This window comes from Catenuloplanes atrovinosus (genome assembly GCF_031458235.1).
Classification (GTDB): domain Bacteria; phylum Actinomycetota; class Actinomycetes; order Mycobacteriales; family Micromonosporaceae; genus Catenuloplanes; species Catenuloplanes atrovinosus.
Map to the genome: position 1 here is coordinate 2525435 of NZ_JAVDYB010000001.1, position 13091 is coordinate 2538525.

At 74.5% G+C, this 13091-nt stretch carries 10 protein-coding genes; all 10 read right to left on the bottom strand.

The window, feature by feature from the left end; all coding sequences use genetic code 11:
• Window position 1: 1 nt before the first annotated feature.
• The 10 genes from J2S41_RS11395 to J2S41_RS11440 are packed head-to-tail and all read right to left on the bottom strand — an operon-like array spanning window position 2 to window position 13005.
• The gene (locus J2S41_RS11395; protein ID WP_310366506.1) at window positions 2-2017 is read right to left on the bottom strand and encodes a hypothetical protein; all 2016 of its coding nucleotides are present in this window, start codon (window positions 2015-2017) and stop codon (window positions 2-4) included.
• Window positions 2014-5556: a putative baseplate assembly protein gene (locus tag J2S41_RS11400; RefSeq protein WP_310366507.1), complete on the bottom strand. Its 3543-nt coding sequence runs from the start codon at window positions 5554-5556 to the stop codon at window positions 2014-2016. Before J2S41_RS11400 ends, J2S41_RS11395 begins: the two co-directional genes overlap by 4 nt.
• Window positions 5553-9113 carry a baseplate J/gp47 family protein gene (locus J2S41_RS11405; RefSeq protein ID WP_310366509.1) on the bottom strand — a complete coding sequence of 1187 codons (3561 nt, stop codon included), beginning with the start codon at window positions 9111-9113 and terminating at the stop codon, window positions 5553-5555. The genes J2S41_RS11400 and J2S41_RS11405 overlap by 4 nt, the downstream gene beginning before the upstream one ends.
• Window positions 9110-9475, bottom strand: coding sequence for a GPW/gp25 family protein (locus J2S41_RS11410; RefSeq protein WP_310366511.1), 366 nt, complete (start codon window positions 9473-9475; stop codon window positions 9110-9112). Before J2S41_RS11410 ends, J2S41_RS11405 begins: the two co-directional genes overlap by 4 nt.
• Window positions 9472-9804, bottom strand: coding sequence for a hypothetical protein (locus tag J2S41_RS11415; protein WP_310366513.1), 333 nt, complete (start codon window positions 9802-9804; stop codon window positions 9472-9474). Before J2S41_RS11415 ends, J2S41_RS11410 begins: the two co-directional genes overlap by 4 nt.
• Window positions 9805-9819: 15 nt before the next feature.
• Window positions 9820-10332, bottom strand: coding sequence for a phage baseplate assembly protein V (locus J2S41_RS11420; RefSeq protein WP_310366516.1), 513 nt, complete (start codon window positions 10330-10332; stop codon window positions 9820-9822).
• Between the two features lie 12 nt (window positions 10333-10344).
• The gene (locus tag J2S41_RS11425) at window positions 10345-11475 is read right to left on the bottom strand and encodes a hypothetical protein (RefSeq protein WP_310366519.1); all 1131 of its coding nucleotides are present in this window, start codon (window positions 11473-11475) and stop codon (window positions 10345-10347) included.
• A gap of 7 nt (window positions 11476-11482) precedes the next feature.
• A complete protein-coding gene (locus J2S41_RS11430; protein WP_310366524.1) occupies window positions 11483-11812 on the bottom strand; it encodes a LysM peptidoglycan-binding domain-containing protein in 330 nt (109 codons plus the stop codon).
• 12 nt (window positions 11813-11824) lie between these two features.
• Window positions 11825-12466: a hypothetical protein gene (locus J2S41_RS11435; RefSeq protein WP_310366527.1), complete on the bottom strand. Its 642-nt coding sequence runs from the start codon at window positions 12464-12466 to the stop codon at window positions 11825-11827.
• A complete protein-coding gene (locus J2S41_RS11440; RefSeq protein ID WP_310366529.1) occupies window positions 12463-13005 on the bottom strand; it encodes a hypothetical protein in 543 nt (180 codons plus the stop codon). The genes J2S41_RS11435 and J2S41_RS11440 overlap by 4 nt, the downstream gene beginning before the upstream one ends.
• Window positions 13006-13091 lie beyond the last annotated feature (86 nt).

Consider the following 13091-nt stretch of genomic DNA (forward strand, 5'->3'; position numbering starts at 1 on the left):
TTCAGGTCACGTAGACGATTCCGGCGTCCGTGTCCGCCGGTGAGAACTCGGCCAGCCGCGCCGCCAGCGCGTCCGCCCGCTGAGGCTGGTACAGGTCGTGGTGCACGCCCATCTCGGAGCCGTCCTCCGCGCCGCGCGCGATCTCCGGCGGGCAGTCCGCGGCGAGCTGCAGGTACGCGGGCGTGCCGTAGTCGACGGAGGTGAACCGGGGGCGGTGCGCGGTGCAGGCGTACCGCACGGGCGTGCGTGACCCGGCCGGGACCGCGCTGAACCGCAGGCACCCCATGCCGCGCCGGGCCACGTTCATCCGCCCGTCGAAGATCGAGTCCTCGCCCAGCCGTACGGCATGGGTGTGGATCTCCCCGATCACCGTGCTGCGGCGCGCGTGCAGGACCGCGTGCGCGTGCCGGCACTCCGGCGCGGACAGTGCCTCCCGCTCCCGGCCGGTCGCGTCCAGCACGCTGTCGGTCAGGAAGATCGGCAGCGGCTCGGTGCGCACCTCGTCCGCCACCACCAGGATCGTGCCCAGGACGCTGTGCGAGACCCGCACGCACGCGGTGGTGTTCTCCAGCACCAGGCTGGGCTCCTCCGGATGCGCCGGGCGGCACTGCGGTTCGATCGCCCAGCCCGGCACCAGCGTGCTGTGCCGGATCGTCAGCGCGCCGAGCACGCCGGTCACGCTCACGCCGCGGCCGGTGATCAGCAGCCCGTCCAGGGTCACCCGGCCGGGCGGCCGGTCGTCGTCCGCGCACTCCTCCGGCAGCGGGCCGCGGATGTGCAGCGAGTCCGGCCGGTTGCTGTACCAGTCGAGCAGCCGCAGCACCGGGCGGGAGCCCTCGGCCGCGCGGATCTCCAGGCGGTCGCCGTGCCCGACCGTGAACTCCAACTGCTCCTGGTAGGCGCCGCTGCCGGAGATCTCGATGATGCCCTCGGGCACGCCGTCCGCCCGCCACCGCTGGTACGCGTCGGTGATCCGCTCGAACTCGCCCGGACCACCGACCCGGTAGACGCGCGGCCCCTCCGCCAGGTCGCGGGCGTACTCGCCGCCGCCGATCTCGGAGACGCCGACGTGGTGATAGGTCACGCGCACGCCGCCGCGCGGCGCGGTCCGCGAGCCGAACGCGATCCGGCCCAGCTCCGGGTCGACGACCACCTGCCCGCGCCGCGCCCGGTACGCCCAGCCGGACAGGTCCGCCACCACCACCTGCGCCAGCGGGATCGGCTCGGCCGAGCCGTCGCGCCAGACGGCGAAGCTCTTGCCGGGCCCGTAGAAGTCCGCGAGCCGGTCCTGCAGCGCGCGCCGCCGGATGAAGACCGGCACGTTGTCCGCGGTGGCGATGTGCGTGGCGGACGGCTCCGGGATCGGCTTCGCCACCAGCGGCACGTCGTTGCCGAGGATGGAGAACGTGTACAGGTTCCGGGCCCGGTCGATCGAGTACGCGGGCGCGTGCGTGATCGAGAACGGGCGCAGCCGCCACACGAACACCGCTACGGACGGCAGCCCGTACCGGCCGGACCGCCGCGCGCTGGACGGCCGCGGCGCCTCGAACAGCCGGGCCCGCGCGTCGAACGCGCCGCCGAGCAGGTCCAGCGCGGCGCCATCGCGCAGGTCCGCGGTGGCCGGCGCCCACACGCCCGAGGGTGCGCGCAGCGCCGCCGTGCCGGCCACCAGGCGGCGCAGCTCGACCGCGCGGGCCGGCCAGTCCGCGACCGCCGCCGCGATCTCCTCCAGCAGCGGCAGCGTGCCCTTGCGGCGCCGGGTCGCGACCGTGTCCGCCACGTCCCGCCGGGACGCGCGGCCGGCCGCGGACCGGTAGCCGACCAGGTCGCCGAGGTACGGCACGGCCCACTCGTCGCAGGTCTCGATGAACCAGTTGTCGTAGAGCCGCCGCAGGTCCGCCTCGACCAGGTCGAGCTGTTCCGCGACGACCGCGAGCAGCGCGCGCAGCGGCTCGCCCGCCTCCGCGTCGCGGCGCCGGTGGACCCGCGGCAGCAGGTCGTAGAGCCGGTCGGTCACCGGGCCTCCTTCAGGATCAGCGTGTCGGGGATGCGCGGGGAGAGCAGCGCGAGCTGTGCGGGCCGGATGCCGCGGAACACGGTCACGGTCCGGCCGGCGCTCACGGTGGCGCGGACCAGGCCCGGGTTGAGCCGCTTCAGCTCGTCGACGGAGGTCCCGTACCGGGCGGCGATCGCGATCAGCGTCTCGTCCTCGGTCGCGGTGTGGCGGACCTCCTCGAACCGGGCCGGCCGGGCCGGGACCACGGCGCGCACGCCGGCCAGCGTCGCGGCCAGGTCGTCCAGGTCGGCCGGGGACAGGCTGCCCGGCACGCCGCCGAACAGGTCCACGTCCACCCAGTCCACGCCGGGCACGGCCTGCGCGGCCGCGATCGCCTCGGACAGGTACGCCGGCTGGGCCAGCTCGCGCCGGTCGAAGCCGAGCCGGTCCAGCAGCGCCCGCCGGACCGCGGGCTCGACCAGCTCCCAGGCGTGATCCGGCTGGACCTTGACGCGTGCCGCGAGGACCAGCAGCACCAGCTCGCGCGCGGCCACCCGGACCGGCAGCTGCGGGTCGCCGTAGGTGGCCAGCGACGCGCGCAGCGCACGCAGGTCGCCGAGCGGCACGTCGTCCACGCCGGCCACGGTCACGTGCACGACCTCGCGCTCGCCGGTCCGGATGCGGCGCGCCGCGGCCCGGCCGATGCCGGCCCGGGCCCGGGCGAAGTCCTCGTAGTCCGCGACCGAGACCAGCCGGTCCAGCGCGGTCACCGAGAGCGGGATGTTGCGCCGCGCCTGCCCGGGGCCGTCCGGGTTCGCGCCGCCGGTGGCCGGGACCGGGTTGGTGACCGCGGAGACCCACAGCGGGCGGGTGAGCAACTGCGTGATCCGGTCCGGGTCCACGTTGCCGTCCCGGCCGATGCCGACCCGGTACGCCGCGCGCACGTTCTGGTAGCCGGTGGGCAGCCGCGCGCCGTGGCTGCCGTCGCCGAACGTGACCAGCGTGCGGCCCTCGTCGTCGGCGCGGGTGGTGTAGACCCGCTCGTCCGGCCCGCGACCGGCCAGGCTCTCCACCTCGTGCCAGCGCACGCCGTCCACCCGCACCTCCAGGGTGCTGCTCGCACCCAGCGGGGTCGCCGACGCCAGCCAGGTCAGCGGGCCCTGGAACAGCCGGAACGACTGGTTCGCGCGGCCGGCGTCGCCGCTGCCGATCGGCTCGTCCCGGGACGCGCCGTGCGAGGCCGGGACCACGTTCGCCAGCAGCCGCACGGTGTCCCGCTTGTACGTGTAGGACAGCGGGGCGGCCAGCGTGAGGACGGTGTGGACGGTCTCGCCGGGCCGGGACGGGTCGACGTGCTGGCGTACCGCGGCGATCATCGACAGCTCGGTGCCGGCCACGCCGGTCGTCTCCGGCAGGTCCGTGCGCTCGCCGGTCACCACCAGCCGGCGGCCCGGCGTGAGGCCCTCGTAGAGCCGGGCCAGCTCGATCTCGCCGCCGGTGACGTCGTCCGTCACCGGCTCGGTGGCCGGGGTGAGCGCGTCGCCGCGCGCGTACACCGTGGTGTCCCGGATCTGCGCCAGCTGCGTGTCCGTCTCGTCCAGCCAGTCGTCCGCCAGGACCAGCTCGGTGACCTTGCCGGTGATGCCGAAGTCGGCGCGGGACACCACGCGCGACGACACCACTCGCGTGATCACCATGCCGAGCGGGCTGGCCGGCCGCTGCACCACCACCCACGACTCCGGGCCGATGCCCTCGTAGACCGCGTCCAGCGCGAGCACGTTGCGCGAGTCCAGCGCCAGCGTGGCGCTCAGCGCGAACCGTACCGTCCGCTCGGTGCGGTTGATCTCCAGGCGCAGCCCGCCCGCGCTGCCGGTGACGGTCTGCCCGGGCTCGGCCGTGTGCGTGACGTCGCCGATGCGCACCTGCACCGCGCCGTCGTCGCCCGGACGGGACACGAACACCTCGCGGCCGAGCAGCGCCTCGTCGAACGTGAACGTCACGCCGGCCGGCGGGCCCTCGATCGCCGGCTCCCGCACGCTGATCGTGACCGTGCCGGGGCCGAGCTGGACCGGGCCGGCCGGGCCGCTGTCCGGCAGCGTCACCCGGGCCGGGACCGTGCTGTCCGACTCGGTCCAGGCCAGATCCGCCCGCTCCGGACGACCATCATCACGGTACGTGACGGTCGCGCCGGCGGTCTGGCTGCCGCGCAGCGGCCAGTCCACGTAGCGCACCACCCGGCCGTCCGGCCCGAACTCCGCTTGCAGCGGCGCGGTCGCGCCGAACGGCGTCGCCACCGTCCGCATCACCCGCAGCCCGTCGAGCGCGGGCGGCTCGGTCAGGTCGATGCGCCGCCACGCTGGATAGAGCGTGTCCGCCAGCCGCGGGTCCAGCGCGGCCAGCAACTGCACGCCGAGGTCCGACCCGGGCCCGAACAGCGCTGCCGGATCCCGGTCCAGAGCAAAGGACCCGGCCGGGGGTACGGACGGGGCGCGCCGCAGCCCGGCCAGCAGCGCGCCGAGGCCCGCGGTCGCGGCGTCCGGGGCCCGATCGAGCCGCAGCGCCTCGGTGAGCGGCGCCCGGTGCGCGGTCTGCTGCTGTGCCCGGTGCCGCAGCGCCCGCAGTCGCGGGCGGAGCCAGCCGGTGAGCCAGTCGTGGATGCCCGGGTACGGCCGGGCGGCGTCCAGCGGCAGCTCCCGCAGCGCGGCGGTCAGGCCGCGGTGCAGGTCGTCGTCGGCCGCGGCCGGCTCCAGCGCCTCCGTCACGTACCCCCGGATGATCTTGCTGCGGGCGTACATGCGGCCGTTCTCCCGCGCCTCCGCGATCAGCGCCCGCAACTCGCCCGGCAGGTCCGGCGCGGGCGGCCGCTCCAGGCCGACCACCGTGACGTTCTCCCGCGGGTCGACCGTGACGTCGCGGACCACCAGCAGCTCCTGCTGCCCGGGCTCGTCGCCGAACACGAACAGCAGCCGGTCCGCCGGTTTCACCGCGGAGCCGGTGCCCTCCAGGTGCACGGCCTCCGCCGCGCGGACGCTCTCCGGCGTCATCGGCACCGGGCGGCGCAGCAGCACCCGCAGGTCGTTGAACGACCAGCGGGCCGGCAAATCCTCCGCGGTCTCGAACGGCTGCGGCTGCTCACCCTGCTCCGGCACGCTCTGCGCGCGGGCGCCGCGCGGGATCGTGACCGCGGAGTCCGCGTCCGTGCGCGCGTCCCGGTCCAGCGTGTAGGCCAGCACGGTCTCCGCCGCGATGCCCGGCCGCGGCAGGTGGCCGACCAGCCGGCCGAGCAGGCGCAGCGACCGCTCCTCGGTGGCGGTGCGCAGGTAGCCCTCGTGCGCGATCCGCTCCGAGTAGAACGTGAGGATGTCGGCCATCACCGCGGCCGCGTCCAGCAGCGCGATCGCCGGGTCGTCGGTGTCCCGGACGGTCAGCCCGGCCAGCGCCGGATACGCCGGGCTGGACAGCCGCTGGAGCATCGCGGCCAGGAACTCGGCGTGCGTGCCGGTCCGGTAGGCGATCGTGGACCGCCCGGGCGGCCCGCCCGCGGGCAGCGGAGTGGTCATCGTCCACCTCCCAGGGTGACGGTCAGGCGGCCCTGCTCCGGGACGCTCGGGTCGTCGTCCAACTGCGCCACCTCGAGCGGGCCGATCAGCAGCACGCCGTCCTCCAGTTCGCCCGCCTCCGGGCGGAACTGGCGGCGCAGGCGGGTGAGCCGGACGCTGGTCACGCCCTCGACGGCCGCGGCCGCCGCGATGATCCGGCTGGCCCGGACCGGCTCCGCGAACGTGACCGCGTCCGGGGCGAACAGCGCCCGGACCGCGCGCCGCACGTCGTCGCGGACGTCGTCGCCGTGGTGGCCGGGGGTGACGCACACGGTGAGCGCGACGTCGAGCGGAACCCGGGCGGCCGGGACCACCGCGAGGTCGTGGCCGATGCGGCGGAACCGTTCCAGGTGGGCGCGGACGGCGTCGAGCAGCGCCGGGCCGGCCGCGGCGGTGCCGAGCGGGTCGACGGCGACGTGCACCTGCCGCCCGGAGCCGGTCCAGCGCAGCTGCGCGGCGGCGCGCTGCACGCCGGGGACCGCGCCGGCCAGTTCGGCGTAGTCGTCCGCGGTCACGGCGCGCAGCCGGCGGCGGCGCAGCGCGAGCGGGGCCAGCTGGCGGACCTGCTCGACCGGCTCGGGATCGGTGCCGCCGGCGGCGGGGAGCGGGTTACGGACGGCGGTCACGCCCTCGGGGCCGCCGGGCTCGGGCTCGTCGTCCTCGTGGTGGTCTCCCCGGCCGTAGCGATCGTCGTCGGGGTATCGGTCGTCGTCCTCGCCGTAGTGGTCCTGCGGATCCTCGTCGTGGTCGCCGGGACGGTCCCGGTAGTCGCCGGGGCGGTCCCGGTAGTCGCCGGGGCGGTCCCGGTAGTCGCCGGGGCGGTCCCGGTAGTCGCCGGGGCGCGGGTCATCGGCGTAGTCGCCCTGGGCCGGGCGACCAGGGTGGCCGCCGGGCCGAGGGTCGTCTCCGTATTCGCCGCCGGAACCGGGGCGGTCCGGGTAACCGCCCTGACCGGCCGGGTCCGGGTAACCGCCCGGATCGGCGGAGCCGCCGGGGTAGCCGCCCGGTCCGGGGTTACCGCCCGGGTAGCCGCCGGGCCGGGGTGTGCCACCCGGGTAGCCGCCGGGGCCGGGCCCGCCGCCCGGATAGCCGGTGGGCGGCGGGGCCACGCACTCGTCGTAGGAGCCGGGGGAGCGGTCGCAGATGACGAGGTGGGAGATGGCCTCGGCGCCGACGTTGCCGGCGATGCCGCTGCCGACGCGATAGCGGACACTCAGCGTGCTGCCCGGCGCGGGCGGGCGGCCGTGGCGGCCGTCGCCGAAGCGGAGGACCAGCGTGCCGTCGTCCTGCTGCTCGCCGACCACGCCGAGGCCGCGCGGGCCCTCGGAGAGCAGGTCGCGGCGCGGGGTCCAGGTGAGGCCGCCGGGGCCGGTGACCGTGAGCGCGGGCAGCGCGCGGGCCGGGTCCTGGACCAGCGCGCCGCGCGCGGGACCGGCCAGCCGCGGGTCGCCGGGGTGCAGGCCGCCGGCGTAGCGCGGGCCCCAGCTCTGCGCGATCTCCCACGCGTAGTCCGAGGTCAGCACCTCGCCGTTGTCGGCGCGGGCGCGCAGCGCGGCCAGCCGGCGAAGCTTCCCGGCGAGCAGGCGGTCGAAGCGGGCGAGGAGCTCGCGGAGCGCCCGCTCGGGGCGGTGACCCAGGCCGCAGGACTCCAGCGCGTCCGGGCCGAAGATCAGCTCCAGTGCGGCCAGGTCGCGCGGGCGGAGGCGGTCGCCCTCGCGGACGCGGCGCCACAACTGCTCCAGCCAGGCGCGTACCCGGGCCGGGACGGCGGCCAGCAGGTGCGCCTGCGCGGCCGAGACGTTCTCGGCGTCGGGGTACGGCGCCCGGAACGTGACCGGCGCGCGCCGCAGCCGCGGGCGGAACGGCCGCGTCACCCCGGGGTAGGTGACCTGGGCGAGCAGCGTCTCCAGCGCGGCGGCCTGATCCGCTGCCGGCAGCGCGGCGTCGACACCGGCCCGGAGCACGGCGGGCTCGCCGAGCAGCGCGGACAGCTCCGCGACGTCCTCCGGCGTGAGCGGCGTGCCGGCGGCGGCCGACTCCATCAGGCGGTCGATCGCGGACGCGGCCGGTCCCGGCTCCGGCCGGTCCGGGCACCCGCACGAATCCCCGCACCCGCAGTCCGGGCGGGTGACGGAACCCGGCGGTACGGTCGTCTCCTCCGCCTCACCACCGCAGAAGCCCAGGTCGCGGCCGTGATCGACGAGGACGACGTTGGCGCGGGCGACCGTGATGTCGCGCAGCGGCTCGCAGTGCGGGCCGCCCGGACCGGCGAGCGTGACCGGGAAGGTGAGCGCGTCCTCGGGAGACCAGGTGACCTCGAGCAGGGGCTGGTCGTGGAGGCGGTCGAGGTCCTCGGTGACGGAGAGCAGCCGGACGGCCTGCCGGTGCGCCGGGTCGGCGTCCGCGGGAGCGCCGGACCCGGGGCCGATCCGCTCCTCGATGATCAGCACGTCACCGGGACTCAGGCGCAGAGCACGGCGCCGGGCGGACGCGTGCGCCCGCTCCTCGTACCCTGGTGAATGATTGTGATTTTGCCACTCGTCGCGCAGGGTCGCCGAGGTCGCGCCGATCGGCAGGCAGGCCGAGGTCTCGCCCCAGGTCCAGAATCGGATGGTGTTGTGCGCGGGGCGCAGCGTGACCGGCGCGGCGGTGACCGGCTCGAAGACCTCCACGGTGGCCGCGGCGGGCAGGTCGCCGAGCTGCGTGTCGGTGAGGACCGCGGGCACCTCCGGGCGGTCCGGCGCCGGGACGCGGCTGACGTCGACCGCGGCGAAGCGGTGCCGGCCGGGCTCCAGCCGCACCGGGCGGTCGACCCGCAGCGTGACCCAGGCGCGCGCGTTGCAGCCGTCGTGCATCGGGTAGTCGATCAGCCGTACGTGCCGGCGGACCGAGGTGCGCTGGCGGGCGGTGTCCAGGTATGCCTCGGCCGCGACCGCGTCCTGGTGGTAGCCGATCCGGTCACCGGCGTAGGCGAGCAGCTCGACCAGCGTGACGCCGAGGTCCGGTTCGTGACGCTCGCGCCAGTGCGGGACGGTGAGCGTCATCCGGTCCAGCAGGTGGCGGCGCAGCGAGGCGTAATCGCGCGTGGTGTAGTCGATCACCGGCGACCCGGTGGCGCGCCGCGGCGGCGCGGCCTCCGGCTTGCAGTCCGTGCCGCTCGGGCAGAACGTGAACGTCGCGCTCGCGTACCGCTGGTCGAAGTCCCGGTACGGCACGGTCGCGGCGTCACCGGCCTCCACGATGGACAGCGTGTACGTGGACGTGTCACCGGACCGGTCCACCCGCACCAGCAGGTGGTCGTCGAGGTCCGGGTCCTGCTCGCGGCGGATCTCCACCTCGACGGCGCGGATACCGGTGACCCGCCGGCCGCCGTCGATGCGGATGTTCTCCGGGCCGAGCCGCCGCGGTGCCTTGCCGAGGAACGTGACGGTCAGCTCGCGCGGGTCGTCGCCCACCTCGACGCCGTCGATGCCGTTGAGCCGGTCCTTGCGTACCGCGGCTCGTCTCTGATCGCTCATGCCGGGCCCTCCTCGACGAACTCGTCGGTGCGCCGCGCGCCCGTGCCGATGACCACATAGGACACGAGGACGCGCAGGACGTTGTCCTCGCTGGTGATGTCCAGCGCCTCCACCTCGATGACGTCGCCGAGCCAGCGCTGCAGCGACGCCTGCACGGAGAGCTGGAGCGTGGCCGCGATCTCGGGGCTGTTCGGCGCGAAGACCAGGTCGAGCAGGCCGCAGCCGAACTCGGGCAGCATCACCCGCTCGCCCGGGCTGGTGAACAGCAGCTGCTCGACCATGTCGCGGACGTGCGTGTCGTAACCGGTGTCCGCGGTGCGGCCCCGGCGGTCGATCCGGAACGGGAACGCGATCTCGGTCATCGCGCCACCACCCGCTGCTGGATGACGCTGATCTGCGGCGGCCCGGCCGGAATGCGCTCCGCGCTCTGGCACAGGCCGGTCGCGCCCTGCGGCAGCACCGGCGAGCCCTGCGCGCGGACGCGCTCGGCCGCGGTGGTCCAGGTGATCGTGACGCACGGCTGCGGCTTGTTGCCCGCGGTGAACGGGCAGCCGATCACCGTGTACCGGTCGGCGAGCGTGGCCACCGGGTTGCCGTTGACCAGCACGCGGGAGCGGCCCGGTGCGATCGAGGCGCGTCCGCCGTGCGGGCAGGTCAGCGTCTCGTTGACGTGCTGAGCGTTGCGCGACATGCAGTGTTCCCCCGTCTATGTGATCGCCAGTGCGCCGTTGTTGATGTCCACCGTGGAGCCGGTGAGCGTGATGCGGGCGCCGCGGCCGTTGTCCAGCCGGATGCCGCTGTCGTCGATGACGATCTCCGCGCCGGTCGCGGCCCGCAGGCTGATGCCGGAGCCGCCGGGCAGGTCGGACAGGACGACCCGGTGGCCGGCGCCGGTCTGGACCACGATGTTCGGCCGGTCCGGCGGGCCGGTGAACGCGGCCTGCGGCACCTCGGCCGCGGTCCCGTACCAGCAGCCGACCCAGATCGGGAAGCTCACGTCGCCCTGCTCGAACTCGACCCACACACCGGCGCCGACCGGCGGCACCACGTAGTGGCCCTGCTGCGGCCCGGCCAGCGGCAGGCACGGCATCGCCCAGGTCGACGGCGTGTCGCCGAGCACGTCGGGCACGCGCACGCGGATCCGGCCGATCCGCATCGGGTCGATGTTCTCGGCCACGGTGCCCCGGAACTTGCCGAGGTATCGGTTGGGCTCGGCCACGGGTCTCCTCTCCTACGGGATCACGGTCGGCAGCAGCGAGATCAGGCCCTCGCGGGCCAGCGTGAAGTTCTGCGTGTACGCGCCGCGCTGCAGGTTGTGCGTGACGCTCTTGACGTAGTACAGGCCGTCGTAGGTGATCCCGGCGCCGCGCACGCCGACCAGCTCGCGCGGCCGGAGCACGGCGCCGTAGCGGAGCACGTCGAGCTGCCCGGACCCGGTGACCGCGTCGGAGGACTCGACCACCTTCGCGATCGTCTCCGCCAGCGCCTGCGCCGCGTCCTTCTTGGCCATGTCCGCGACCACCTTCTTCTTCAACGCCGGCGCGGGCCGCAGCGCCAGCGGCGGGCGCAGCACGCTCACCTCCGGCACCGGCAGCAGCACGGACGTCTTGGTGACCGGGATCTGGATGCGCGCGACCGGCTCCTCCCGCGCGGTCCCGTCGAACCCGAACGTCAGCTGATCCACCGTGGACAGGTGGTCCATGTTGACGTTGATGGCGTGCTGCGGCGTGCCGAGCCGCACCTCCGGCCCCCAGAAGCCGCGGCTCACGCCCGGCACCGGCCCGGGGTCGAGGTAGAACACGTAGCCGTTGGCCTTGGCCAGCTCGGTCAGGTATCCGAGGTCGGTGCCCTTCTGGAAGTCGATGCGCTGCGTCGGCATCGGCGTCTGCGGCACCAGCTCCGGGACGACCAGCGGCGTGATCCCGTACTGCGCGTACCTCCCGATGATCGCGGCCACCCGCGCCGCCGGGGACATGGCCGGGAACGGCACCCCCTCCCGCTCCTCCAGGTCCATCAGCACGGTCAGGTCCTCGCCGGTGACCGTGAGCGTGGACTGGCCGGGCGTACCGGTGACCGAGACCTCCTGCCGGATGATCACCCCGTCCATGAGCACGTGCGGTACGCCGCGCACCGTGATCGCCAGGACCACCCGCACCTGCGGATCGAACCCGCCGTTCGGCAGCAGCGTCCGGTTGATCACGCCGGTCCGGGACAGGTCGAACGAGAGCTGGAACCCGCTGCGCTGCCCCGCCGTCACCGTGATCTGCGCGCTGAGCAGCGCATCCGTCACCTGCTGCCCGACCGGCACGACGATCTGCCGGCCCATCAGCAGGGTCAGGTGCAGCGGAGCGACCTCGGCCATCGTCGCCTCAGCCCGCCGTCCGCGGCCCGGTCACGCCCTCGGGCAGCGTGATCGTGATCCGCCGCCCCGGCACCGCCGTCAGCTCGTCCGGGTCGACCACGCCGTTCGCGTCCGCCAGCCGCCACCACAGCTCCGGATCGCCCAGGTAGCGGTGCGCCAGCAGATCCGCCCGGTCCCCGTCGGTCACCTCGTGCACGCCGACGACCGCGAAACTCGAGGTCTGCGGCACCTGCCGCCGTCTCAGATACGGGATCTCGCGTCCGTCCGCGTCCACGTACACGGCCGTCTCCACCCCGAAATACCGGCTGTTCCGTGGGTACGGGCTGGGGCTCGTCATGATCGTCTCCCTCTAGATCCCGCTCAGGCCGAGCGTGGCGAGCCGGCCCGCGGCCGACCGCCCGGCGAGTCGTTCCTTCTGCGCGAGGTGCGCGAGATAGAGTTCCGCCCCGCGATGCCCGGCCGGCAGATCACTGGCCGACAGCACCCGCATCCCGACGCTGACGATCGCCCGGAACGGGTTGAGTTCCGCGTCGAACCCGTCCTCGGTCACGGTCAGCTCCGTGATCCGTACCGGCAGCACCCGCTTGCTGCCCCACACGAACAGCGTCAGCGGCGCCTCCACCGGCGTGATCTCCAGGGTCCCGGTCGCGGCGAGCGCCTGGTTGGCCCGGATGCTGGCGCTGCTCGGGTGGATCAGCATCTCCAGCACGGCGAGCTGCGGATGGATGCCGTCGTCCCCGGCCAGTTCCGGCTGATCGGTGGCGTCTATCTCGGCGTCGAACTTCCACGTCTCGATCGCCGGCCCCTTCAGCCTGAGCGCCTCGGTGCGATCCCCGCCCCCTTCGGCACCGGACGCCTGCGGGGCGAGGCTGCGCTGCAACGTCTCCGGATTGAACTGCAACACCACGACCCGCTGCGGCGTCCCCCGCAACGGATCCACAATCACGATCCCGGCCCGCACCGGCTTGACCAGGTCTCCGAATCTGGTCATCGCGGCCCCAACCTGATCGCGTCGTATGCCTGCAGGATCGTGCGCGCCCGCTCCCGGAGCGCGGGGGACTCGTCACCGGCCGCGATCTCGGCCAGGTCGAGCCGGAACTCCGGCCATCCGATCCTCGAGGTGAGAAAGACCGCCGTGTTCCTGACCTCCGGATCGGAGTGCCGGAGCCCGGCCCGGAACCGCCGGAACAGCGGCTCGTGTGCCGTCGGCGGAGCCCCGAGCGCGGCCCGGGCGAGTGCCGCAGCGAACTCGTGGGGGTCGGACGCCTCATCGACCGCCCGAGCCAGCTCGTCCAGCGACCAGTGCTCCAGCTCGTCGACGAACATCGCGGCGAGGTCGTCCGCGAGCTGAGCGGTCTCCGGGGACGAAGTCACGAAGACGGCGTTGTCGTCGGTCAGGTCGTCCTCGACGTAGTGAATGACGAGGTCGGGTGCTACTCCGAAAAGTTCCTGAAAGCGGACACCGTTCTCCGGATCCGCGGCGATCTCCTCACCGGCTCCGACACCGAGCTGGTCGAGGATCTCGTTCATCACGTCTCCCGGTGACTCCGCACGGAGAACGAGTGGGCACGTCTGGTAACGCTGATCGGACATACTTTCTCTCCTGGGTCGTCGGG